The 25,953-nt window shown below is 42.3% G+C and carries 19 protein-coding genes, 3 pseudogenes and 1 riboswitch; of the genes and pseudogenes, 15 read left to right on the top strand and 7 right to left on the bottom strand.

The features are described 5' to 3' along the window. Positions 1-162: 162 nt before the first annotated feature. Together G7035_RS22885 and G7035_RS22880 are read right to left on the bottom strand one after the other, a co-directional pair. Positions 163-1,017 carry an SDR family oxidoreductase gene (locus tag G7035_RS22885; protein WP_019687260.1) on the bottom strand — a complete coding sequence of 285 codons (855 nt, stop codon included), beginning with the start codon at positions 1,015-1,017 and terminating at the stop codon, positions 163-165. Positions 1,018-1,115: 98 nt separating this feature from the next. After that, the gene (locus tag G7035_RS22880) at positions 1,116-1,928 is read right to left on the bottom strand and encodes an AraC family transcriptional regulator (protein WP_017426901.1); all 813 of its coding nucleotides are present in this window, start codon (positions 1,926-1,928) and stop codon (positions 1,116-1,118) included. 139 nt (positions 1,929-2,067) lie between these two features. On the opposite strand from G7035_RS22880, the gene G7035_RS22875 reads away from it, so the two are divergent. Next, a complete protein-coding gene (locus G7035_RS22875) occupies positions 2,068-5,715 on the top strand; it encodes a glycosyl hydrolase 115 family protein (RefSeq protein ID WP_019687261.1) in 3,648 nt (1,215 codons plus the stop codon). 89 nt (positions 5,716-5,804) lie between these two features. On the opposite strand, the gene G7035_RS22870 is transcribed toward G7035_RS22875, so the two are convergent. Together G7035_RS22870 and G7035_RS22865 are read right to left on the bottom strand one after the other, a co-directional pair. Next, the gene (locus tag G7035_RS22870; protein ID WP_019687262.1) at positions 5,805-6,692 is read right to left on the bottom strand and encodes a dihydrodipicolinate synthase family protein; all 888 of its coding nucleotides are present in this window, start codon (positions 6,690-6,692) and stop codon (positions 5,805-5,807) included. A 211-nt stretch (positions 6,693-6,903) separates the two neighbouring features. Further along, positions 6,904-7,547, bottom strand: a pseudogene (locus G7035_RS22865) (YczE/YyaS/YitT family protein). A 114-nt stretch (positions 7,548-7,661) separates the two neighbouring features. Here G7035_RS22865 and G7035_RS22860 point away from each other — a divergent pair. The 3 genes and pseudogenes from G7035_RS22860 to G7035_RS27570 all read left to right on the top strand — a co-directional run. Continuing rightward, positions 7,662-8,114: a MarR family winged helix-turn-helix transcriptional regulator gene (locus G7035_RS22860; protein ID WP_017426905.1), complete on the top strand. Its 453-nt coding sequence runs from the start codon at positions 7,662-7,664 to the stop codon at positions 8,112-8,114. Positions 8,115-8,145: 31 nt separating this feature from the next. Further along, positions 8,146-8,667 (top strand): spermidine/spermine N(1)-acetyltransferase, encoded by a 522-nt coding sequence (paiA, locus tag G7035_RS22855; RefSeq protein WP_019687264.1) that lies wholly within the window; start codon positions 8,146-8,148, stop codon positions 8,665-8,667. A gap of 8 nt (positions 8,668-8,675) precedes the next feature. Next, positions 8,676-8,774, top strand: a riboswitch (guanidine-I (ykkC/yxkD leader). Between the two features lie 80 nt (positions 8,775-8,854). Then, a pseudogene (locus G7035_RS27570) lies at positions 8,855-8,983 on the top strand (DMT family transporter); the annotation flags it as partial. Between the two features lie 166 nt (positions 8,984-9,149). Here the strand turns inward: G7035_RS27570 and G7035_RS22850 are convergent. Beyond that, the gene (locus tag G7035_RS22850) at positions 9,150-11,315 is read right to left on the bottom strand and encodes an amidase (RefSeq protein ID WP_019687265.1); all 2,166 of its coding nucleotides are present in this window, start codon (positions 11,313-11,315) and stop codon (positions 9,150-9,152) included. Between the two features lie 357 nt (positions 11,316-11,672). On the opposite strand from G7035_RS22850, the gene G7035_RS22845 reads away from it, so the two are divergent. The 3 genes and pseudogenes from G7035_RS22845 to G7035_RS22835 all read left to right on the top strand — a co-directional run bounded on the left by G7035_RS22845 (position 11,673) and on the right by G7035_RS22835 (position 15,518). Then, on the top strand, positions 11,673-13,172 hold the full coding sequence (locus tag G7035_RS22845) for a spore germination protein (RefSeq protein WP_226888725.1): 1,500 nt from the start codon (positions 11,673-11,675) through the stop codon (positions 13,170-13,172). 17 nt (positions 13,173-13,189) lie between these two features. Beyond that, positions 13,190-14,400: pseudogene (locus G7035_RS22840) on the top strand (Ger(x)C family spore germination protein). Positions 14,401-14,420: 20 nt separating this feature from the next. Next, on the top strand, positions 14,421-15,518 hold the full coding sequence (locus G7035_RS22835) for a GerAB/ArcD/ProY family transporter (RefSeq protein ID WP_019687268.1): 1,098 nt from the start codon (positions 14,421-14,423) through the stop codon (positions 15,516-15,518). 20 nt (positions 15,519-15,538) lie between these two features. Here G7035_RS22835 and G7035_RS28000 read toward each other — a convergent pair whose 3' ends face one another. Next, positions 15,539-15,715 (bottom strand): YczF family membrane protein, encoded by a 177-nt coding sequence (locus tag G7035_RS28000; RefSeq protein ID WP_464621282.1) that lies wholly within the window; start codon positions 15,713-15,715, stop codon positions 15,539-15,541. Continuing rightward, positions 15,672-16,370, bottom strand: coding sequence for a LysR family transcriptional regulator (locus G7035_RS22830; protein ID WP_019687269.1), 699 nt, complete (start codon positions 16,368-16,370; stop codon positions 15,672-15,674). Before G7035_RS22830 ends, G7035_RS28000 begins: the two co-directional genes overlap by 44 nt. On the opposite strand from G7035_RS22830, the gene G7035_RS27965 reads away from it, so the two are divergent. The 8 genes from G7035_RS27965 to G7035_RS22790 all read left to right on the top strand — a co-directional run bounded on the left by G7035_RS27965 (position 16,355) and on the right by G7035_RS22790 (position 25,135). Next, positions 16,355-16,576 carry an epoxide hydrolase N-terminal domain-containing protein gene (locus G7035_RS27965; protein WP_080561164.1) on the top strand — a complete coding sequence of 74 codons (222 nt, stop codon included), beginning with the start codon at positions 16,355-16,357 and terminating at the stop codon, positions 16,574-16,576. The genes G7035_RS22830 and G7035_RS27965 overlap by 16 nt on opposite strands. 386 nt (positions 16,577-16,962) lie before the next feature. After that, the gene (locus G7035_RS22820) at positions 16,963-18,636 is read left to right on the top strand and encodes an RICIN domain-containing protein (protein WP_019687270.1); all 1,674 of its coding nucleotides are present in this window, start codon (positions 16,963-16,965) and stop codon (positions 18,634-18,636) included. Between the two features lie 196 nt (positions 18,637-18,832). Beyond that, positions 18,833-19,009, top strand: coding sequence for a hypothetical protein (locus G7035_RS22815; RefSeq protein ID WP_019687271.1), 177 nt, complete (start codon positions 18,833-18,835; stop codon positions 19,007-19,009). Positions 19,010-19,191: 182 nt separating this feature from the next. Next, positions 19,192-19,599: a MarR family winged helix-turn-helix transcriptional regulator gene (locus tag G7035_RS22810; RefSeq protein WP_019687272.1), complete on the top strand. Its 408-nt coding sequence runs from the start codon at positions 19,192-19,194 to the stop codon at positions 19,597-19,599. A 79-nt stretch (positions 19,600-19,678) separates the two neighbouring features. Then, positions 19,679-21,448: an ABC transporter ATP-binding protein gene (locus G7035_RS22805; RefSeq protein ID WP_019687273.1), complete on the top strand. Its 1,770-nt coding sequence runs from the start codon at positions 19,679-19,681 to the stop codon at positions 21,446-21,448. After that, positions 21,435-23,285 (top strand): ABC transporter ATP-binding protein, encoded by a 1,851-nt coding sequence (locus tag G7035_RS22800; protein ID WP_019687274.1) that lies wholly within the window; start codon positions 21,435-21,437, stop codon positions 23,283-23,285. Before G7035_RS22805 ends, G7035_RS22800 begins: the two co-directional genes overlap by 14 nt. A gap of 239 nt (positions 23,286-23,524) precedes the next feature. After that, entirely contained in the window at positions 23,525-24,259 is a 735-nt protein-coding gene (locus tag G7035_RS22795; protein WP_230877340.1) for an IclR family transcriptional regulator, read from the top strand. A gap of 186 nt (positions 24,260-24,445) precedes the next feature. Next, entirely contained in the window at positions 24,446-25,135 is a 690-nt protein-coding gene (locus tag G7035_RS22790) for a type 1 glutamine amidotransferase (RefSeq protein ID WP_019687275.1), read from the top strand. The last annotated feature ends 818 nt before the right edge of the window (positions 25,136-25,953 follow it).

The following is a 25,953-nucleotide window of genomic DNA, read 5'->3' as shown; positions in this document are numbered from 1 at the left end:
AATGTGATAAATTAAAGCATGACCAATTGAGCAATGCTTCCTTCGACTTATTATTTATGTAAACGGATTCAGTTGAAACCATAGTAGAGCGTTGTTGACACACTAAGCCCCTTGCCACTTCGTAATTGTAAATAGAAGGGCAAGGGATGGAAAGTGAAGATTCTATACCCCCGAATAGGCCATAAAACCACCATCTATAGGAATGACTGCACCGGTCACAAAACCAGAAGCGGTTTCATCTGCCAGCCAAAGCAGCGTTCCGAGGAGGTCTTCAGGCTCACCGAAACGGCGCATAGGGGTGTGGGCAATAATCTTGGCCGAACGCTCGGTAAGCGAGCCGTCCTCGTTGGTGAGCAATTGTCGGTTCTGCTCTGTCAGGAAAAATCCGGGGGCAATGGCATTCACCCGAATGCCAGATTCGGCTAGATGTACGGCCAGCCACTGGGTGAAGTTGTTGATGGCGGCTTTGGCAGCGCTGTAAGCGGGAATCTTGGTCATTGGGCTGGGAGCGCTCATGGAGGATATGTTAAGGACCACAGCGCCAGGTCGTCCGATCATGCCTTTGGAAAAAACCTGTGTTGGGATTAAAGTCCCGATAAAATTTAAATCAAGCACATTGCGGAAGCCAGGTACACTGAGATCGAAAAAGGTAGTGATTCCAGACTGGTTCAGATCTTCAGGATGAAATGTCTCCAAACTCGTATTCGCACTGGGGTGGTTGCCGCCTGCTCCATTGATCAGAATATCGCACGGACCGAGCAGACGACGGACCGTCTCCTCAGCCTGCTTTACGCTTTCAACATCGGTCACATCGCAGGCAACAGCGATGGATTCTCCACCACTCTCACAAATTTCCTTGGCTATCAATTCGCCCTTATCAGCAGTACGGTTCAAAATAGCGACCTTGGTACCCTGGCGGGCAAGCTCCTTGGCCATGGAGCTGCACAACACGCCGGAACCGCCGGTTACCACAACTGTTTTTCCGGACAAAGCCGGATGCAGGGGAAGACTAGTCAATTTACATTCCTCTTTTCGTTAGAAGATAAGCCCGTATTACGCTTATACGCGTCCCACAAGCTGTCATGAATTTTAGCCTAAAACTATAACAGATGATCTTATCTAGCTTTCTTTCTAAATTCCCTTGGTGTCATAAATACCGTTTGTTTAAAGATCTTACAAAAATACATGGACGAGTTGAAGCCACATTCGTTACCAATCTCGAGTATCGTTAACTTTGTATTGATCAGCAAGTTGCAAGCATGTTGAATCTTAATGTTATTTAAATATTGAATAACCGTAAGTCCCGTGGCTTCTTTAAAACGATGACACAAATAATATTTGGACATGTAAAACGACTTTGCAATATCTTCGATTTTGGTGATTTTGTTATAGTTTTGGTTGATGTACGACAGAATAGGTCCAAAGTTAGCGTACTTGGAAGACTGCTGCTCCACTGTTTGGGAATCCTTATTATTATTTAATAGAGATAACAGTTCAGCTAAAAGTATAAAAATACGGTCACTCTCACCCGAGACGTTTTCTTTCTCCAGGGACTTTAATAGTCTTTTCACTTTCGCAAATACTTCTTCTTTCAAAGAGATAATTTCTGTATCAAAGCAGCCTAATAAAGATTTTATTGCCCGTTCCGTAAAATATAATCGCAAGAAACGCTCCGTAAAATAGACACATGTTCTGGCACAACCTTGATTTTGGTAGCTTTTATGGAACAGATTTGGTTTAAACAGTGCAACATCATGCAGCTTAATGTCATAGATGGAGTCCTGGATCAAAATCTGATGATACCCTTTTTCTAGAAAATAAAGTTCATATGCATCGTGATAATGAAAATTGGTCATGTTGTGGTCTGCATCATGGACGACATACTCGATTGAAAATAGGGGGTGCGTATGACTTACATCAGCAACCATTGCTCAACCTCCATCCTATAGCAATATAATATAATAAATCGATAATTCGGCAACATATTAAAAGATTATTGCTTGGTATTCAGGTATAGTTTAGCTACCAGATTTTCTTCCGAATGGAGCACACGAGGAGGTTAGACACTTGAAGTCACACCAAGGAACCCAGAATGAATTTGAACTGTTGAAAAGAAATCACACGGTGCCTGTTTTTGTTTCCGAAATGGAAAACAGCGCAGTGCATCTTGCTTTTTGCAATCTTATGCGAGATATTGATTGGGTTTGCGGTTGTAAGCTAGTGCGAGCAAAAGAAATGGACCAAAGCAGCATCGTGATCGGCACGATCACAGACAATGAGCTGTTACTCGCTTATCTGCAAGATAAAGGGGTATCGCTGAAAAAACTAGTGTTGGAGGATGGCTCGTACCGGTGGGAAGCATTTCTTCAGGAAGTCATTGACGGTGTGTTATATATCATAGGAACCGACAGGCGCGGTACCATCTTCGGAATCTATGACTTGTGCGAGGCGATGGGTGTGTCTCCGTGGTATTACTGGGCGGATGTACCGGTGAAAACCTGCGATGTATTTTGTTTGCCTTTGGACTTCTCCAAAGCAGATTGGCCAGCGGTTCAGTACCGGGGAATTTTCCTGAATGATGAGGAAGAGCTTGATGACTGGGCCAAGATTCATACTCAAGATGACACAATCGGACCTGACGCGTATCAATCTATTTTTGAACTTTTACTTCGTCTGAAAGCCAATTTCATTTGGCCTGCCATGCATGTGAATTATTTTAATGAGAATCCCGAAAATGGAGCACTCGCGGAAAGAATGGGGATTGTAGTAGGCACGTCGCATTGCGATATGTTGCTTCGCAGCAACCAGAATGAATGGGAGCCATGGCTCGCAGCCAAGGGTTATGACGACGTCTCATACGATTATTCCATCGAAGGTCGAAATCGCGAAATTCTACAGGAATATTGGCGGGAAAGTGTTGAGAAGAATAAAAATTACGAGGTGTGTTATACAGTTGGTATGCGTGGAATCCATGATTCCGGATTTCATACGCAGTCCATTGATGAGGATAATTCCATGTCTAAGGAAGAACGGGCAAAAGCCAAGAGTTCTCTCTTAGGAAAGGTCATACAGGATCAAAAGCAAATTCTCAAGGACGTGATCGGCGAGTCAAAAGAAAATGCTTCATTACGGACATTTATCCCGTACAAAGAAGTATTAGAGCTATATGACCGAGGTCTTGATCTACCTGAAGGTGTGACCCTCATTTGGGCAAACGACAACTTTGGGCATATGCGCCGATATCCGAATGAGAAGGAGCGTCAACGCAGTGGAGGCAACGGTTTGTATTATCACAGTTCTTACTGGGCAGCTCCAGGAACGGCGATGAGTTATCTTTTTATCAATTCAATTCCATTGGCCCATACAGGGAATGAATTGAAAAAATCGTATGAATCGGGAATCCGGAAATTGTGGATTCTGAATGTTGGCGGGTTGAAGCCCCTTGAACAGGATATGGAATTCTTTTTGCGATCTGGCTGGGAAGCCAGCAAAGAAGAAGGAATGACCAAGAATGCATCTCAATTCGTCGAATCTTGGATAAACGCCAATTTTTCCGGCAACCACGGATCTGAAGCTGCGGAAATATACGAAACATTTGCACAGGTCACTAACGTACGAAAGATCGAACATATGCAATCCAATGTGTTTTCACAAACTGTATTAGGTGATGAAGCAGGGCGTAGATTAATGCGGTTGGAGGATGTTTTTCGTCGAGGCAATGCCATAATGTACAGCCTTCCGGTCCAGGAGCGGGTTGCATTTTTCCAGATGTTTCTCATGAAAATTCACGCATCGTATTATACCAACCATGAGTTTTATTTTGCCGACAGAAACACGCTTTCTTATGAGCGCGGAAACATGCAGGCTGCTGACCTATATGTGGAGCTTTCGGTAAAAATGGCGGACTACAAACGAAGAATGCTTCATTTCTATAACGCAAAAATGAGTGAAGGCAAGTGGAACGGAATCCTGACACCGGAAAGTTTTCCACCACCGCCTACCGCCTTGTATCCTGCGCGAAAGCCCGCATTGAAAATTGCTCAAGGTGGCATGAGAATCGACCTTTGGAATGAAGAAACAACGCTGCGCTTTTCCATCCATGGTCAGAAACAAAAATGGTTCGAGATTGGAAACCAGGGGAAAGGAACCATTCCATTCACGATTGAGGTAATGGAAGACGCAGATTGGATCATTCTTTCCGAAAGTGAAGGATCGATCCAAACGGAGAAAAGAATTCTTGTCTCGGTCATCGATCCGTATAAGCATGCGGGAAAGACTGCGCAACTGACCGTCCGAAACCATAAAGATATGACATCTGTTCCAATAAAGGTGCAAGTTGAGGAAGGTGTAAATGTTCCTGAAACGTTTTACGGACATATAGAGGCAGACGGGTATGTGTCTATCCCAGCAGCCTCCTACGACCATAATGTTCCCGGTGTAGATTCGACCGATAAGTCCGGTTGGGTGGCCATACCGGGGATGGCAAGGTATGAGGGAGCCGCGATGATGGCCTGGAGCGGTGAACTACGACCGCTTGCAGGAGAGCTTAAGAATCATCCATATTTAGGATACGATATTTTTTTGAAAGAGGCTGGACAGTTTACCTTAGAGATTCATCGTTTTCTTACTTTAAATTCGACAGGCAATATTCGTTTCGGTATTGGAGTCGATGATACAGCACCCATCCTGGTAGAATCAGAGACTCGTGACGAGTGGTTGGGGGCTTGGCAGGAAGCCGTCTTTAATAACGGTGAGAAAATGAGAGTGGAGCTGCCCTACCTGGCTTCCGGTATACATGTCTTAAAAATTTATATGGTAGATCCTTATGTCACTATCAACAAGTTCGTGATATATACGAAAGAGCAAAAAACGAGCAATTTAGGACCGATTTCCAGTGAGCATCATCATAGGCTGGTTACCGATCATGGACTGGAAAGTTCTACTGTGAATTGGAATGAAGTCGAACAATTATGTAATCAATTTTACGAAACGGGAGAGCATGAAGTACCTCTTCCCGTCGTCCTTTATGCCACAAGAGATTTTTACGCCACCATCGATGAAATCTTCTTGAAATGTTTTGATGTTCCGCAGACCACGTTAGGGGATAAACGCTATGCAAACATTTGTGATGCTGATGGTACAAAGGATGTTATAAAAGAATTTGGTGCGGGTATGTTTATCGAATCGAACGGCATCGTTGCGATCGAAGCCGAATATGCGCTGGAAAACTCTGAAAATGCATATCTCACGTCCAGTAAAGACGGTACTGCTATTCATTGGAGCCACTTACAGGCCGAAACCAATGGAAGAACAGGTTTCGCCATGCATGTCTCTGAGCCTGGAAGGCAGTGGGATAACCCGGATATTGCTCCAGCGATGCATTACAAAATAAACATCACGAATTCAGGTCTTTACCATATTTGGATTTTGGTTCGACATCATAACGACCAATCCGATTCATGCTACTTATCGCTGGACGGCGTAGTAAGACCGTTATCCGAACAACTGGGCAAGGGCACACTGCATACGTATAACACCGCTCAAGTGTACTATTGGTGTTTACTGTCGGATTTGGAATTGCCCAGTGGTGTTCACCTGTTTTCGATCTTAGCTCGAAAGTCACAACTCAGAGTCGACCGGATATATATGACACAAGGGAGCGAATTACCGCCTGTGGATGCTCTCTGGACGGATTCGATAAGAAAACAGTCCTAAGCTAAAGCAGCGTCTCCATGCTGAAAGAGCGGAATCTAGATACATGTTGAGATTCCGCTCTTTTTTTGATAAATAGTAAAAGAAACAATTCATTCCTGAAGATTCTTTAGTATAAGTTTCAAGTGTTCTCTAGCTGATTGATTCAATGGTTGTAAGGGCAAAGGAAGACTGGGACTTGAGATTAAGCCACTTATTTCTGCTGCTGCTGAAACAACACGAAGGCTACCATACTGATGAAATAACGTCCAAATAGGTTCAAGTAGTGTCGAGAGTCGTTCTGCTTCGTCAGCAAAACCGTCCTGGGCCAATCGGGTTATTTTTAGACATGCCTTTGGAAACAAACCAGCGAGAACGGAGTACCATGCTTCACAACCTGCATTCAAGCCGGTGACTGCAAATGAATCTCCACTTACTCCTATAGTTACATGGGGAGGAATCGACTCTCGTAGTTTTTTGATGCGTGTCTTGGCTGCTTCGGGATCAGTAGGTACTCCGGGAATCTTAATAGAACCAACATGAGGTAACTCAGCAATTCGGCCGTGCAATTCGTCACTGAAATGAAAATGGGAGGTACCTGGATTATCATAGACACAAAGTGGAATGGAGAGTGAACGGGTTACCTGTTCATAGAGTGAAAATACTTCTTCATTCGTTAGTGCTTGATAGGAGATAGGGGCTAGCAGCACTGCACTTGCTCCTGCTTTTTGTGCATCTTCCGCTAATCGAAGTACTTCTAAGGTACGAATCGCACTTATACTTGTCATCACGGGAATCCCGTCTGCTGAGTGGACAGCAAGTTGAAGAACCCGGAAACGTTCTTCTCGATTAAGATATGCATAATTTCCAGTTGAACCCAATGCCCCAATTGAGTCTACACCAGCTGCAACTAATCGTTGAATCAGTGCTACAAATGCTTTTTCGTTAATGCCTGTCTCATTCACCGGGGTGAGTGGAAAAGCAGATAATCCGTGGAACATAAAGTTACACTCCTTTATGAATTGACCTTCAAAACACAAACACATTATAAAAATGAATTAGACACAATTAAAGTACCAATTAAGAGACAAATAACTGTACCAATTCTTTTAGAGAAACTTAAAACTGAAAACAAAGATTCTGTATTGAAATTAATATAATGATATTATGCCTTCAGATCAGGTCAGTTGAATAAGAAAGATAAAAAGCATTCTACATTGAATGCTTTTTATCTTTATCATGATTTGGTGATGTACCAGAGTGTGTTAATATGCGGTCTAATACTTTTCCAGTGAGGGGCATGAAATAATTGAGTATTACCCCCCTAAACAAACAGTTAACAAAGTTCCAATGCCAATGGGTCCATTTAAAATGAGTGCTATGATCAAGAAGATAAGGTAAATGAATGTTCTCGAAAAAAATAGATTTTTTCCAGTTAATTCTTGTATGATTATGGTTAATCGGTCAACTGGAATGGGTGCAAAGTTTGTCTGTAAATAGGTTGCAGTTCCTAATCCCACAATAACTAAACCAATTCCAAAACAAACAACTTTGCTGTACCATAGTTCAGGTGTTATTAAATCCTGCAATAAAAAAAGCCACATATCAATACCAATCCCCGTTATAAATGCTGTTAACAACCCCAAAACTTCTGGTTTTTGTCTTTTTAAAAGTGAATTACAACAGATCAAGATTAAAGCCATTATGATTTCCCAACTTCCTACAGTAAGCCCCACATTTGTGGATAGTCCTACCAATAGTGCATCAAAAGGTGATGTCCCAAGGTCTGATTGTATAGTGAAAGAAATACCAAGGGATAATATAAAAATTCCTATTACAAAAAAAACATATTTCACTTTACTCGACCTCTTTATTATAATTTCAAGTTGCAAATGCAACAAAATTAGGGTAGATTAAATATATACTATGTTTATTGCATTTGCAACAAAATAGGGGCAAAGGAGTTCATTATGAAGGAAGTACTTCGTGAAATTGGAATGATAGCAAGGGCATTAGATTCTATCAGTAATATTGAATTCAAAGAATATGACCTTACAAAAGGACAGTATTTATACCTTGTACGAATATGTGAAAACCCAGGAATTATTCAAGAAAAGTTAGCTGAGATGATAAAAGTAGATCGAACAACAGCATCTCGCGCTATCCAAAAACTTGTAATTAATGGTTTTATTGAAAAGAAAGAGGATCAGCATAACAAAAAAATTAATAAACTCTTTCCAACAGAAAAAGGAAACAGTGTTTATCCTTTCATAAAAAGAGAACATGATTATTCGGATCAAGTTGCATTAGCGGGATTTTCGGAAAGTGAAGTAAACACTATTTTTACTCTTCTTCAAAGAGTAAGAAAAAATATAAGTGATGAATGGGAATTCGTGAAAAAAGGGAACAAAAGAAATTATTAATTGATTTATATGAAGGAGCGATATAGTTATAATGAATGTGAAAATGATCAAATGCAGCCGTGAAGATGTACAAATACTCCAAGAAATAAGCATTGAAACCTTCAACGATACTTTTAAAGATCAAAATTCACCTGAAAATATGCAAGCCTATCTGGAAAGAGCATTTAACTTGAAACAGCTGGATAAGGAATTGGCTAATGTCTCTTCAGAAATCTTTTTCATCTATTTCAATGAAGAACTTGCCGGATATTTGAAGATTAATATAAATGATGCCCAATCCGAAAAAATGGGTGATGAGTCACTCGAAGTGGAGAGGATTTATATTAAAAACAAATTTCAAAAACATGGGCTGGGTAAGCATCTGTTAAATAAAGCTATCGAAATTGCACTGGGACATCATAAAAAGAAGGTTTGGCTCGGTGTATGGGAAAAAAATGAAAATGCCATTGCTTTTTATGAGAAAATGGGGTTTGTTCAAACGGGTGCACACTCTTTTTATATGGGGGATGAAGAACAGATTGATTTCATAATGACCAAAACATTAATACTATAATTGAATTTAAAAAGATTTTCTAGGGTTCCGCGATGTCATATCGGCTGGTCCAAGAGAAAACTCACAGTCGTTGTACTGTGTCACGGAGGGATAAGAGCCTGGGAGAAAAACTGCTGTATGCAGTATGATCTCAGGCTTTTTTTCATTGCTGCTTTAGTTCCGCACTACATTTGCAGCGTTATCAAAAACTGGTATTGGAGCTTTGGTCGGGGCCATACTGGATATGATCCTTTATGGTGAATCACGTAATACCACGAGAATTTTATTCATTGCGATAGTACTCAGTTCAGCGGTTGGACTGAAGCAGGTAAGCTGAATAATGATGGGATTTGAAGAAAAACTCCCTATACTGCGAAAGCAGCGAGGGAGTTTGCTAATTTAAATATTTAATTCAAAGAGCTGGAAGTTACAGCTTCATCTGACCAACCTCCAGCCTGCCCAGCTCAATGATCCCGTTGCTAAGACCATGATGTCCTTCGTCATTAGGGTAAAGTGACAGACTTGATTTGAGCTGCGGTATTTCCGTAAATATCCTTCGCCAGCACGAGAATATGCAGTGTATCAGCTTGGGAGGCGCCTCCCTGCTTGAATTTAGTAGTTGGGAGCGCTGCTGACCAATTAGCTTTATCTTCTGTAATAGCGACACGCATGCCATTGACATAAACTTTGAGCTGCGCGATTTCGCTTTGATCTGTGACTGAACCTTCCAAAGCGAGAACATCGTCTTTGACCGAAGCATTCAACTTAAGTGCAGGGGCTCCTGTTTCCTTGCGTTTAGAGGGTGGAAGAGCAGTTTGCGGGTTATAGGAAAAGGTTTCATCCTCAAGCGCTGGCGTGCGTGTTGCAATAGGACGGTTTTTGGTTGCCTGCTCATAGGAATAAGCGTATCGAAGCAGGTCATTATCGCTATATGCGGCACCTGCCATCGTCAGATTGACGGGCATACCCGTATCCTTCATTGCGCCCATACTCACAGACACACTTGGGATCCCGTACTCGCGTAGAAGGAAATTCGTATTGGAGAAATAGTTGCCATTCTCCCAAGCCTCCTCATAAGACGTTTCATTCACATCAGAATCAGCCTTGCCAATATTCGAATTGGCCGGGAAAGCAATAAAATCAAGGTTGTTTTGCTTCATCCAATTTTCAAAATCTATCTTTCGTACATTTTCCAGCCCCCGCAACCCTTCATGAAACTGAGGAATTTGTTCGAAAGGGGTGACGCCTTTCTTTATGGTTTCAATGAATACGTCATAGTGACCAAGGTCTCTGCCACGTTTGGCATCTACCGAACCGGGCGGATTCGGGAAGACAGTTGCAGGGTCGATATTAGCCCATGACGGGAAATTCGGATCGCCCACACTTTTAAGGAATTCCTCAGCTGCATAAGGATTAAGCAGCCCGAATTCCTTTTCACTCCATTTTGCCGGCATCAAACCACGTTCTTCAGGTGTTTTCGCTGTTGGTCGGTCCTTCTCGCTGTTCACTTGCAAAGGGAAGTCAACTTCCACAACTTCAGCTCCAAGAGCTGTTAAATCCTTTACAGCTTTTTCCCATAATGCTTGTATTGAAGGTCTGAATTTAATCGGAGTTGTGGTTTCATGGTCCTTACCGATATAGATTTTCGGAACACCGATTCGTTTGCCTTTCAAAGCTTGAGTATCTCGCAGCTCTAGATAGGAATTGGGACGAACACTGTTGACAGAAGGGAGGCGAACGGCTTTCTGTTCTCGCCAGAAATCACCTTTTGTGATTTTATCCTCTACAACAATCACGTCAAGCAAGCGGAGCATGTCCTCGACAGTTCTTGTATGTGGGACCACGACATCCCGTATAGGAAAAAGCGGCCAATTCCCCCGAATGGAGATTAAGCCCCGCGATGGCGTGTAGGCAATTAAACCATTGTTAGATGCTGGTGATCTTCCAGAAGATACTGTTTCTTCCCCCATACCAAAGGCAGCAAGGTTGGCGGCTGTTGACACGCCAGATCCGTTAGAGGAGCCAGAGTACCAGGCTGCAGCCAAATAATTTGGATTGTACGGACTTTCAGCACGGCCATAAACGCCTCTTTGCATTCCTCCTGCTGCCATTGGCGGCATGTTGGTTTTACCAATTAGCACTCCACCGGATTTGCGTATCTTCTCTACAGTAAAGGCATCATCTTTTGCCATCAGGTTTTTAAAAGCCGGAGATCCAGAAGCAACAGTGAGTCCTTTAACCTTGTAACTGTCTTTAACTGTGTAGGGGATGCCTTGCAGAGGCCCGGTATTAATCCCCTGTGCCCTTAGCTGATCAGCCTGAGCAGCTTCTTTTAGCACATTGGGATTTAGAACAGGGATTGAATTCAGCCGAATGCCACTAGAATCATAGGCGTATACCCGGTTGAGGTACATGGCTGTGAGCTCGACACTCGACAGTGCTCCTGACTTCATCGCGTCCTGCATCTGAGCAATCGTAGCCTCTTGCAATTGAAATGTAACCAGGGAGGAGGTAGATTCACTAGTTTTACTTGGGGATGAGAGTGAAGGTGAAGGAGCGGCGGATGCAAGCGAGCATCCCGTGAGAGTTACAATCATCCCAGCCGCGATCCATTTGCAATAGCTACCGATTACATTCCTTGTATTCGCTTTTACCATTCGTGCGCGCATAGCATTTTCACTCCTTAAAATAGGATAGATAGAAATAGGAATTTGAATAGAGGGGAATGAGGAAAGGGTTCCTTTTTTTATATAAATCTTTCTAATTATACTACTTATTTTCATCCGAAATGTCAATTTTTGTAATGTTGAGGGTGAGGAAGTACGGTAACGATACAAGTTTTGATTTTTGTTCTCAGCTACTCTCTTTTTCTTTCAGTATATTTCAGAGTATTAAAGGTGAACATACTGTAATCTTTTTGGCATACAGGAGTAAAAATCTAGCAGCGGCCTGATTACCGATAATAAAATTCCCATATACTGCATAAAACAGGTTTGGACAGCAAATAGTATGGGCAGGAGGTGTAGATGATGCCCAGTAATGAAGACCCCTTGATCTCCATGAATTTAGCAAACAACTTGAAGGAAATCAGGTCCCGGCTTGGAAACAGCCCTGATATTATTATTCGTAAATTTGAGCTGGTAACTTCACATATAGAGGTGGCTGCTGTATATCTCAACGGTTTAAATGATAAAAACATCGTCGATGAGTTTATTACGCACATTATGGCCTTTGACACTCCCAACTGGGGAGGTCCGGAAGTCAAATCGGTAAGCGGAATTTATCAATTTATGAAAGACAAAGCCTTGAGTATCGGTGAAGAAAAAGTACTTAATGACTGGAAGGAGCTTTTTGAAGCCCTTTTATCTGGAAATACGATAATTCTAGTGGATGGAATGGCCAAATCTATTAGCGGGAACACCAGCGGGGGCGAGGTCAGAGCGGTCACAGAGGCTTCTACCCAGGTAGCCATCCGCGGTTCCAAAGAAAGTTTTACGGAATCCATTGGGACAAATCTCTCCCTGGTCCGCCGGAGGATAAAAAACGTCAATCTATGGATTGAAACGATGAAAATCGGTGCTGTTACACAAACAGATGTGGCTATCATGTACATAAACGGCATCGCAAAAGAATCGACCATACAGAACCTAAAGCAAAAGTTACAGGGTATCCGTATCGATTCCATTCTGGAATCAGGGTACATAGAGCAGCTAATTGAAGAAAACAAATATTCACCTTTTCCAACACTCTATAATACCGAGCGTCCGGACAGTGTAGCAGGTAATCTGCTGGAGGGGCGAATTGCCATTTTTGTTGATGGAACGCCCTTCGTGCTAATTGCGCCTACTACCTTTTTTATGTTTTTTCATGCAGTTGAAGATTACTACCAGCGATATGACATCTCATCCTTGATCCGGTTATTGAGATTTATGTGTCTGGCGATTTCTTTGTTAGGCCCCGGTCTGTTTGTGGCAGCTCTGAACTTTCATCAGGAAATGATCCCGACCCCGCTGTTGATTAATCTGGCCTCCCAGAGAGAAAATGTACCCTTCCCTACTTTTATTGAGATACTCCTGCTTGAAGTGACGTTTGAGATTATCCGTGAAGCTGGCGTTCGAATGCCAAGCCCAATTGGACAGACAGTATCGATTATCGGAGGGTTGGTAATTGGGCAGGCAGCGGTGCAGGCAGGCATTGTTACTCCAGCCATAGTCATCGCTGTCTCTCTCACGGGTATTTCCAGTCTTGCCACCCCGGCGTTCAACATGGCTCTTTCGGTGCGAATTCTTCGATTCGTCATTATGTTCATAGCGGCATTTATGGGGCTCTACGGCGTGTGCGTGTTTAGCTTTATAATGATTGCGCATATGTGTAGTCTAAGCTCCTTAGGGGTTCCGTATATGTCTCCTATGGGTCCGTTTATAGCCCAGAATCAGCATGATGCCTTCTTCCGATTACCCTTCCAATTCATGAAGACCCGACCGCGCTTAATCAGTCAGAAAAAGCCCAATAAACGTATTAGGTAAAGAGGGGGGCAAGCCGAATGAAGGATAAAGGGCTGCTGCGAATCATACTTTGTATTCTTATAATTATACTGCTGACAAGTTGCTGGAACAGACGGGAACTAAATGAACTGGCGATCGTAACCGGCATTGGAATCGATAAAGCCCCAGATAAAGAGGAATATGAGGTCACTTTTCAAATTGTGAATCCTTCGTCGACGGCCACAAGTACGGGCGCAAATACAGGACAATCTACCACTACGGTCTATTCTACGACGGACAGGACTTTATTTGGCGCATTTCGCAAAACATCGAAAAAGACAGCAAGACAGTTGTTTTTTGCCCACACGCAGCTTGTTGTTATCGGGGAAGCGTTCGCCAGAAGAGGAATAAATGAGATTTTTGATGTGTTTGAAAGGTCTCACGAGCTTAGGTTGAACTCTACTGTTCTGGTTTCAAGAGGTGTTGATGCTAATGCTGTTCTGAAAATCCTGCTACCTATAGAGAGTCTGCCTGCGATAGGCATGGTCAAGAAAGCTAAAAACACGGCGAAAATATGGGGAGAAAACAAGAATATCAATATTTTTGAATTAATTAATGAAATCACTGGGGAAGGAGAAGTGGCTATTAGTGGCATCCGAATTATCGGAGACAGGGAAGAAGGCAAGAAGAAAGCAAGTTTGGAACAGACGGAAGTGAAGGCTATTCTCTCAATAAATGGGCTTGGAGTGTTCAAAAAAGGGAAACTAACAGCGTGGCTGGAAGGCTCCGAGGCCAAGGGTACCTTATGGGTTCAGAACAAGATAGATCAAACCATAGTCAACATTGATACAGAAAATATGGAAGCATCGGTCGCAGTCCATATAAATTATTCCAAAACGGATATAAACGTAGAGCTTCAGGGGGGATACCCGTTTTTCATGTTCACATTCAAGAGGAAGGAAAAGTGAACGAAACACGGGGATTTGTAGACTTCAGTAGTGCGGATGAGATCATGAAGTTGGAAGAGCAATTGGCCGAGCATACGAAAGAAGAAGTAATCCAGTCCATACAAGCAGCTCAGCGGTTAAAAAGTGACATTTTTGGTTTTGGCAATGAACTGAAACGTCTCCGTCCGAAGGAGTGGGAAGCAGTAAAAGAGCAGTGGGACTCCTTGTTTGCCCAAGGCAAGCTGGACATTCGTGTAGAGGCTTATATCCGAGGGACAGGAATGAGGTTAAAGCCGTACATGAATAAGGATCAATTTAACTAAAAGGAAGCGGAGCAGAAGTGATGAAAAAAGAAGTTATTGGTACAAATCAATTGTTTGCCATGATTATTTTATTTGAATTAGGAACGGCCATTGTGATTCCCATCGGGCTTGAAACTGGACATACTATATGGTTATCGATCCTTCTAGCTTTGCCTGGGGGAGTGCTTTTGTATCTGATATTTCATGATTTGTACTGTCAATATCCTAATCTGATCATCAGCGGATATACCCAAAAAATCCTGGGTAAAACTATTGGGTGGCCATTGAGTTTTCTGTACATTCCTGTTTTAGTGTTTAATGGGTCCAGAATCTTGCGCGAATCCGGTGACCTGCTGATCGCTGCTTCCTATGACCAAACGCCGGTATTCATAATCAATGCCATTATGGTCACTGCTGTCATATATATTCTGAATAAGGGGGTTGAAGTGTTTTTTAGAACGTCAGAAATTTATCTGATAGTTATTTTTTTCATGGGTTTCATATGTTTTTTTGTCGTGATTGCTACGGGGCTGGTTGATTTTAAAAATCTGTTTCCGCTGCATGCTGTGGATTGGAAGCAGGCTCTTAGGTCGGCTTTTCCCAATATTTTAACTTTCCCTTTTGGCGAGCTGATCTGCATGACTACAATTTTCCCTCATCTGCAAAAATCTTGTCAGTCCCGAAAAACAGGGATTGCGGCTATCGTTTTAAGCGGCATCCTGCTTTGTTCTACACATGCTATCGAAATTTCAGTACTTGGAAAAAATATATATGAGAGAAGTACCTTTCCCATGTACACTACGATAACACTGGTTAACCTGGCAAATTTTATCCAACGGTTGGATGCTCTTGTTATTTTAACTTTAATTATAGGAGTATTCTTTAAAATGACCCTCTATTGTTACGCCGTCATAGCTGTGACTGCGGACTTATTCAAAGTACAAGATACCCGAAGACTGGCCATTCCTGTTGGTGTTGTTGTTCTGTTTGGTTCGCTGATCAGTGCGGAGAATTATCCAAGGCATTTGGAAGAGGGAGCATTCTTTTTGCGCTATATCCTGTCTGTTCTATTCACGGCCATTCCCATTCTGTTGTTCGTTGTCCACCGGGTACGCAAAAGATTAGGGCTATTGCGATAAGCGATAAGCGTTGAGCTTAGTTATTTCCTCAGACTCCTTTTCCGTACAGCTGCTGTAATGACATTAACAAAAGGAAGAAATAGAAAAAACACCATGACAATTACCTCTGGTATGGCTGTGTTGGCGAAGGCCGCCCGGATAGAGTGAAATGCTTCAAATAGGCTCATTCCTGACAGTAAATCGATTAAGATGGTCATCGACAATGCTAACAAAGCCAAGATGAAATATAAAATTACAATTTTCATGGTTCTTAAGTCTCCTTGGTGTGGAACTGAAATTACTACAGTTCTGAAATAGGGAAGCTAATGCTATTATCTCCACCAATACATACCCGTAGTCAGGTATTGAGCGTTCTTGGTCTTTATCTAAAATGCCTTCTTCATTCGTAATAAAACAATGGTTGGTGTTCTCTCGCTTGTATTCATCAAAATGGTATGGACCGTCATTGTTGCACACCAGGACAATGTTCTCCTTGACCAAAGAATAATGAATGCATTTTTCCGGATGTATTTCCGGGTAGACCATCAAAGCCACATCTACACGTCCACTAATTAAGTCAACCTGGTTTTGTTCACATGTACCGTTGGTAAGGATGAATTTGACATGAGGATATTTTAAAGAGAACTCCCTAATAATCGGACTTAATCTAGAAATCGTTAAAGACTCTGGTGCAGCCACCCTTACAACGCTTTTAACCTCCTGGTTGCTTCGTATATTTCTAATCTGGTCATGAGTAGCCAGTAGATCTTCTGCTAGAGGTATTAATTCACTCCCTAATGGGCTGAGCTTCAGATGCCTTCTCTCGTAAGTGAAAAGCTCCCCGCCAATCTCTTGGCGTGAACAGGGAAGCATGGCTAAACCGTTTCCCACAGTTTATTGAACAGGTGAACGGCTTCGACATACACTTTGTGCACGTTCGAGGTGAAGGGACATCCGAGCGACCACTGTTGCTGACTCATAGGTGGCCAGGATCATTCGTAGAGATGTTAGAACTAATCCCTTATCCTAAATTGTTTGCCGAGCATCTAAATCGTTTTTTTCATTCATTAAGCATCTGATAGTCTCTATCCTTGTGAGGGTTATGAACAACCAGTACAATTGGTTACCGTCTTCACAAAGTTGCCCTCAACCCTAGTCTTCGAAATAACCACAATGAAACTGGAAATAAAAATGAAGAAAATTGATGAGCATGTACCATTTAAGAAGTCGCCTAATTGGCGGCTTTTTTGAGTTAACAACCTTTTGCCTTTCAAATCCTTCAGCTAACAGTTCAAAAGAACTATTTTTTAAGATATTACTATTATCAAACATCGAAGTACCGATAAACATAATAGCGCAGAAAAAACAGGTATATATACCAACTCAAAGGAGAATTCATAAAGGAGGGATCGAAAAAAATAGCAGAGGATTTATTTTAAATACACTAATATAAGGAGAATGTAAATTGTTGAAAAGAACACTATTAGTATCAATTATTTTTTGCCTAGTAATAAGTGCATTTGGATTCACTGAGAAAACATTGCCGAAAGCTGCAGCATCCACTGGATTTGCTCATCCTGGCCTATTACATACGAAAGAAGATTTTGACCGAATGAAGCAAATGATTCATGAAGGCAGACAACCCTATTTGGATGGTTGGAATCAATTGCTGTCCAGTCCACTATCACAGGCTGGATGGAAACCACGCGCTACTTCTACCATTATCCGGGGAGGAAGTGGGCAAAATGTAGCTGTGTTTTACAATGATATAGCTCGTGCTTATCAGAATGCACTTCGTTGGAAAATTACAGGGGACACCGCAAATGGAGATACAGCTCGTGATATTTTGAATGCCTGGTCCTCTAATCTTAAAACGATCTCCGGCAATGCTGATCGCTACTTAGCGGCGGGAATTTATGGATATGAGTTGGCTAATGCAGCAGAACTTATGAGAGATTATCCGGGGTTTAATGTGGAACAAATGCAGAACATGCTTCTTACCGTATTTTACAAACCATTGAACGAGAGATTCCTTATTGGCAATGAATATGGCAATAGTCATAATGATTCATATATACAGAATTACTGGGCGAACTGGGATCTAAGCAATATGGCTGCCACCATTGCAATCGGAATATTCTGTGACCGCCGGGATATTTATGATATCGGTGTTGAATATTTTAAAAATGGTGCAGGAAATGGGTCCATTTATAATGCGATTCCATTCCTTCATCCTGATGGTCTTGCCCAATGGCAAGAGTCTGGAAGGGACCAAGCGCATACTCAATTAGGTATTGGTTTAATGGCCACAATTGCTGAAATGGCGTGGAATCAGGGAGATGACCTTTATGGATGGGCGGACAATCGTTTTCTGCGTGCTGCTGAATATGTTGCCAAGTACAACAATGGCGAGGATGTGCCATTTACAACTTATGAATGGGGATCAGGTAGAAACGGCGCGATAAATAGTCAATCCGGAATATCGCCTGCCAGTCGCAATGAAATGCGGCCCATCTGGGCAATGATCTATAACCACTATGTCAATCGAAAAGGTCTGTCTGCACCCAATATTGCTGCCCGAATGGCTCTGGAAAGTACCGAAGGTGGTCCGAATTTGAAATATCCATCAACGTTTGACCAACTTGGTTTCGGAACTCTTCTCTATACCCGGCCAGCTGGCAGCGGAGATAAAGCAAGCATTCCTGATGGAAATGTTTCTAATGGTATTTATCGTTTCATCGTGCGTTTGGACGGCAAGGTCATGGAAGCCGATAATACGATAGAAGGTGCAAATGTAATTAAATCAACCTATGCAGGTAAAGAAAATCAGCAATGGAGTGTTACGCATCTAGGTGGCGGTCAATACAGTATCAAGAATGTGCAGAGTGGACGTTCACTCGAGGTAACAAATGGCTCTCTGGATCATGGCGCTAAATTCCAACTGGCTGCTAGTACTGACCAAGATCAACAAAAATTTGCTTTTATCTCTACAGGAGATGGTTACTATCGCATCACTCCTGTCATTTCCAATAAGCCAGCTGATGTCACAGGCCTATCCACTGCAGAGGGAGTTCCTATCCAGCAATGGCGGTATACATCCAATTATAATCAACAATGGAAGCTTGAATCTATTGAATAGCACTGATCAATAATTTGCCTAAAAGCATCATTCTAACATTTGTTTATTCATTCAGTTGAATCTCATTCAGCATTTCTTAGTCAAGCCACAATATTGGAAAAGATGTACGGTCAAAAACTGGTGTCGATATTCCGTTGGGCGCCAGTTTTTCTATAATTGAAAGAGAACAATTCCTGCTTACCCTATTCAAAACGCGATGACCCGGGACATTCGTCAGGCGGCTGCAAAAGCGAACAGCCCCGAGTATATGTCACTTTGGGCGGGCCAGGGTCTTCGGTTAGCTAACGACCAACCTGCTGCTTCTACTGTAAAACAAACCATTGATGAAGCCAGTATTTTTGTCCAAAGATTTCTCACCATGAGGAACAGTTGATAATAAATAAGAGAAACTATCATTAACACATTATTGCTGCGAAAATCGCAGCTTTTTTTATTTGTAGCAATTGTGAATAATTTATCTTTCTCCAACCATTCCATATTTTTCCGAATTGACTTTATATCCAGATGTCATTATTATCTTACAGTATAAGATAAATACAGAAGGTGGTACGGCCAATGGACTATAAAGCATCGGCAACCGAACTATTCGAGTGTATCGTCAAATCGCGCAAACCGGCATTAGAGGAACGAGTGCATTTCTCTCGTGGTGAAATGGGAATTCTCATTGCTTTGAGTCATCAGGACGGGGTTACTTCGGGCCATTTGAGCGAATACTTGTCCGTCAGTACGGGACGGATAGCAACGGCGCTGAAAAGTTTGGAGAAGAAAGGGTTGGTTGTACGCCGTACGGATGCTAACGACAAACGTAAGGTGATTGTATTCATTACGGATTCAGGCAAGCAATTTATGATGGACAGGTATAACGAAGGAGTCGCATGGAGCGAGAAAATTCTTCGAAAGCTGGACGAACAGGATGCCAAAGAGTTTATTCGACTCATCAAGCTTATTGTCTCTAAAAGCTAAATTCCTATGTAGAGGACGTATGCAGGATACGTTAATTGCACCAAACACCTAAGATTTTCAGATAAAGGAGAACAACAGAATGCTGAAGATATTCAAATATCTCAAGAAAAATGAATGGATGTTCGTGCTTTGCAGCTTGGCCTTCATCGTTGTGCAGGTGTGGCTGGATTTGAAGCTGCCTGATTATATGGCCGAAATTACAACCAAGCTGCAAACTGCAGGAACGCCGATGTCGGACCTGCTGATTCCCGGTATTTATATGCTGTTATGTGCTGTCGGCAGTATGATTGCATCTATTATTGTCGGCTTTTTTGCGGCAAAGGTCGCGGCAGGACTGGCCATGCGCCTGCGTGCGATGGTCTTTGACAAGGCCTTATCTTTTTCGATGGAAGAGATGAACAGCTTTTCAACAGCCAGCCTTATTACCCGCTCCACGAACGATGTTACCCAAATTCAAACGGTGGTTGCGCTGGGGTTGCAGGTGATCATCAAGGCGCCGATTCTGGCCGTGTGGGCCATTGCAAAGATCGCAGATAAAAACTGGCAGTGGACTGCCTCTACAGGAGTGGCTGTGGCTGTCCTGATCCTGATGCTGAGTGTCATTGTTATTTTTGCTCTCCCCAGTTTCCAAAAAATCCAACGTCTCACTGATAATCTGAACAGGGTAACACGTGAGCATCTGACGGGGCTTCGCGTAGTGCGCGCTTATAATGCAGATCAGTATCAGGAGGAGAAGTTTGGGCAGGCCAATACCGAATTGATGAATACAAACCTGTTTGCGAACCGGTTAATGACAATGGTTGGTCCGGGCATGACCTTTATTATGTCGGGTCTGAGTGTCTCGATTTATTGGATTGGCGCTTACCTGATTAACGGAACGGCCGTGCCGGACCGCATTTCGCTATTCTCTAATATGGTCGTATTCTCATCTTATGCGGTGCAGGTGGTCATGGCCTTTATGATGGTAAGTATGATATTCTTCCTGATGCCTCGAGCTTCGATTTCTGCCAAACGGATTATGGAGGTATTGAATACCGAATCCCGCATCATTGACGGGCATGAGACAGCTGGAGAAGAGGGCGTTATGGGTCAGGTGGAATTCCGTAATGTCAGCTTTAAATATCCGGATGCGGAGGAGCCTGTGCTTCGCAACATTAGCTTTACGGCAAAACAAGGCGAGACGGTTGCCTTTATTGGCGCAACAGGCAGCGGTAAAACCAGCGTAATCAATATGATTTCTCGTTTCTACGATGTGACTGAGGGAGAGGTGCTCGTGGATGGCGTGAATGTCAGAAACTATAAGCAGCAGACACTCCATAACAAAATCGGGTATCTCCCACAGAGAGCCGTACTTTTCAGCGGTACAGTGGCATCCAATGTTTCGTATGGCGATAACGGAAGAGCAGAAGCTTCGGAGAAACTCGTCAAAACAGCCGTGGAGATTGCCCAAGGCACGGAGTTTGTCGAAAAAATGGACGGTCAGTATCAAGGACGGATTTCACAAGGTGGAGCGAACGTGTCCGGTGGTCAAAAGCAGCGTCTGTCCATTGCGCGTGCCATCTACCGTCAGCCGGAGATTTATATCTTCGATGATTCCTTCTCGGCATTGGACTACAGAACAGACCGGATTCTGCGCTCGGCGCTTAAACAAGAAACCGGCCATGCTACGACACTCATTGTTGCTCAGCGCATAGGCACCATTAAGGACGCTGACCGGATTATCGTTCTGGACCAGGGCGAGATTGTAGGGAACGGCACACACAAAGAGCTGATGGCGAATTGCAGCACCTATCAGGAGATCGCTTATTCGCAGCTTTCGAAGGAGGAACTCGTACATGGACAAGAATGAACACACCGTCGGCAGTAAGCACATCGAAATGAAACAGCGAGGTCCCATAGGTAGAGGTCCTACGGAAGGGATGGGAACTGGTAAAAAAGCGAATGATTTTAAAAAGAACATTCGCCAGCTCTTATCCTACATCAAGGCCTATATGCCTATGATCATACTCTCAATGGTGCTGGCGCTGGCCGGTTCCGTCTTCAACGTGATTGGTCCAGATAAGCTCAGCGATATTGCCAACCTGATCCAGGAAGGAATCGTAACAGGGATTGATGTGAATGCTGTTCAGAAGATTGTTCTTGTATTGGTAGTTTTGTATGGTCTCGGCCTTATCTTTAATTATTTCCAAGGATTCATTACGGTAACCGTGTCACAGCGTCTTACAAAGAAGATGCGGACAGAGCTGTCCCGAAAAATCAATCATATGCCTTTGAAGTATTTTGATGCTACGAGCTATGGTAATGTGCTTAGCCGTGTGACCAATGATGTCGATACGATTGGACAAACGTTAAACAACAGTCTCGGCACGCTTGTCAGCGCACTGGCAACCTTTGTGGGTGCATTGATTATGATGCTATATACGAACTGGATCATGACCATTACTGGGATTGTAGCTACGCTGATCGGTTTTTCACTGATGACCGTAATTATGAAGCATTCACAGAAATATTTTGTAGCACAGCAAGCAGAGCTTGGCCAGATCAACGGTCATATCGAAGAAACCTATGCTGGGCATAACGTAGTCAAGGTATATAACGGAGAAAAAGCAGCCAAAGAAGTGTTTCATGGCATTAATGGCCGCTTGTATACAAATGCATGGAAATCCCAGTTCATGTCTGGCCTGATGATGCCGGTTATGATGTTCATCGGGAATTTCGGTTATGTTGCGGTCTGTATCGTGGGCGCTTTGCTGGTGAACCAACATGTTATAACGATCGGAACTATCGTGGCCTTTATGGTGTATATTCGTCTGTTTACACAGCCTTTGTCACAGTTGGCGCAGGCTGCAACCAATTTGCAATCGGCGGCAGCTGCTAGTGAACGTGTATTCGAATTTCTGGGTGAAGAAGAATTGGTGGATGAGAGCGACAAGACCATGAAGCTGGATAACGCCAAAGGGGATGTCGAATTTAAGCATGTCCGTTTCGGTTATAATGAAGACCATATGATTATCAAAGATTTCTCTATGAAAGCTGAAGCTGGTCAGAAAATTGCCATTGTTGGCCCTACAGGTGCCGGTAAGACGACGCTCGTGAATTTGCTCATGCGGTTCTATGAGCTGAACGGAGGGGAAATTTATATTGATGGAACTCCGATCAGCCAATTAACACGTGAGAATGTTCATAAATTATTCTGCATGGTACTGCAGGATACATGGCTGTTTGAAGGAACGATTCGTGAGAATATCGTCTTTTCCAAAGAGCATGTTACCGATGAACAGGTAGAAGCCGCATGTAGAGCAGTGGGTCTGCATAGCTTCCTTAAAACTTTACCGCAGGGTTATGATACAGTGCTAGACGACAAAGCTAATCTCTCTGCCGGTCAAAAGCAATTGATTACCATTGCAAGAGCCATGATTGAAGATGCGCCCATGCTCATTCTGGACGAGGCCACAAGTTCGGTCGATACGCGTACGGAGTTACTGATTCAACAAGCGATGGACCGACTTACTGTTGGGAAAACCTCCTTTGTGATTGCCCACCGTCTCTCAACGATTAAGAACGCCGATCTGATTCTGGTTATGAAGGACGGTAACATTATTGAAACGGGTAATCATGAGGAATTGCTAGGTAAAAACGGATTCTATGCCGATTTATACAACAGCCAGTTTGAACATGTATCCTGAAAAGTACAATTTTAGGGAAACACGATAGGAATCATCAATATCATATCAGGGTAAAAATGAAACGTGTTTGGATGACCCCTTCAAAGGGCGACCCAGACACGTTTTTTTATAAACTACTCAGTTGTAAGATATCGCAATTGTAATGTTATCCTCTCTAACCTTTTTGGTATAATGAGTCCAAATTGGAGTTGAGGAGTGAAAACAGATTGTCTGGTGTAATTTCTAAGGCTGTTCAAATTTTGGATTTGCTGCTTCCGCAAGGCACTGAGAAAGATATGAGTGTGACGGAAATAAGCAAAGCGTTAAATATGCCGGTGCAGAGCGTGCATCGCTTGCTTACCTCATTAGCGGAACATGGCTTTGTGGCCCAAAATACAAAGACGAAACGTTACAAGCTTGGTCTGTCCATTATGAAGTACGGTTTTTTAATGTGGGACAGTTTAATGTTGCGTACCATCGCAAGACCTTTTATGGAGGAGATATCGAAACAAACAAAGGAGACTGTATATTTATCGGTTCGAGAAAATGCAGAAGGAATTTACATTGATTCTGTCGACTCACCACAAGTCTTGAAAATATCAGAACCCATTGGGCTGCGTTTGCCATTGTTTATAGGAGCCTCTAATCGAGTTATTCTGGCTTTCCTGAACCCAATGCTGCAAAAAACAATCATGGATTCCTTCGAATGGAGTGAGGCTACTTCTTTAAAAGCATTTTTACGAAAAGATGTCGAACAAGAACTTTTGACGATTAAACAGAATGGATATGCTATTTCAATAAGCGAGGCAACGGAGGGAACCACAGGAATCGGCGCTCCTATCTTCTCATACGAGAACACCGTAATCGGTTCCTTGAATGTTGCTGGACCTTCGATAAGATTTGGGGAAGTTAACATCGAAAAGTATTCAAACATGGTGAAAAAGTATGCTAACCTCATATCCAACGAGCTTGGCTATCGAGGACGTGTTAGGTAGTTTGGCTTGCTTAGAAACACCTATTCATTGCACATCATCTGCCTTATCAATTCCTGTTTCGTTATTCAGGGAAGTGATGGGGAATAGTTATATTTTTTGTTATCATCCCATTATTCGGGATAATCATATTGTTAATACTGAAAAGTGAGATAATATATGATTATTCAACAAGAGGGGTGAGTGTATATGAAGATTGTTGTATTTCGTCACTTTTCATTTGACGATCCATCCGTAATCGCTTCGTGGTCCAAACATGCAGGTCACGAACTAATCGTGCAGGATCCTGCCCAAGGTATTGATAAGAAGTGGCTTAAAACATTAGATCTCCTTGTGATTTTGGGCGGACCCATGAGTGTTTACCAAGAAAAAGAACATCCATGGCTTATTGAGGAGAAGGCGTTTGTAAAAATTGCAATCGAAATGAAGAAAAAAGTACTAGGAATTTGTTTAGGGGCTCAGATGATATCGGAGGTTTTAGGAGGATCCGTATTTCCAAACCGCGAAAAGGAAATTGGCTGGCATGGCTTCCATAGGACGCAAGAATACCATGCATGGTTAGCTAAAATTCCCGAAAAATTCACTTCATTCGCTTGGCATGGAGATACGTTCACGTTGCCTGATGGGGCCCAGCATCTCATTTACTCCGAAGCTTGTGAGAATCAAGCCTTTGCGTATGGAGAACATGTTCTAGGTTTGCAGTTTCATTTGGAATCTACCACTGATTGTATCCAGCAAATGCTTGCAAATTGGTCGCATGAGCTTTGGGATGCACCGTTTATTCAAACCACTTCCTTGATCAGAGAAGGTATAGATCATTGTGAGCAATCAAAAATGTTATTGTGGGGAATTCTGGACCAAATTGCGTTAGCCGCTTAGGAAGCGATAAATCAACATGGGAATGGGATCGGGAGCTGCACGAATACAAATTGCCTTGGGGGTAGTTTCATTACAAGCTTGGCACAAAAACGATTCGATTTGTACAAAGTATCCATCACACGACAAATATGTTCGGTACTTCCACTGTGTCAATATTCACTCCATTATTTAAGGTCAAGTCGCCAAAACTTAAAAAAATAGCAAGTCTTCCTGCCACATGGAGACTTGCTATTTTGTGTTTTCGGGTCAATACATTTTACAAAAGTAATGGTCCAAAAGTTATAAATTCTCTAAAAATCTAAACTTTTAATGAAAAATCAAAACGTTTCTATTAATAAAAAAATAAAATTTATAGCTGAAATGAGAGAATATTTAATTTAAATAGAAATTTCAAGAGAAAATTTAAAGAAAATTCCGCTTGGAAAATAGTTCAAAAGAGCTAAAAAAATCACTATCTATTTAAAAAGTGAAGAGTTATTAATTTTGAATTAATTCAGCTTGAGTAAATAAATACCATGATTTAGGTAGTTAAAGATAATCGCTGAAAAAGTTGAAAATTGTCGGATGGTGTCGGGAACGGTTTGTTACATTTGTGTTAATGATATGTAATGTAAAATTTGTTTTGGTGCAAGGGGTTTGGAGTTTCATGCAAGCATACATCATTTTTATTTTATCGGTTATAAAATCAAAAATTTTGTTCTAAATCACATTAACTTGTCATGCTTAGTATTCAATTTAATAAAAAAGTGCAATTCTTGCATTTAAAGATATAAATATAATAGAATAATATGGGCTGTTTATTAATTTTATGAAATCTA

The sequence above is a fragment of the Paenibacillus polymyxa genome, from assembly GCF_015710975.1.
GTDB classification, from domain to species: Bacteria; Bacillota; Bacilli; order Paenibacillales; family Paenibacillaceae; genus Paenibacillus; species Paenibacillus polymyxa.
This window is presented reverse-complemented; position numbering and strand designations above follow the sequence as displayed.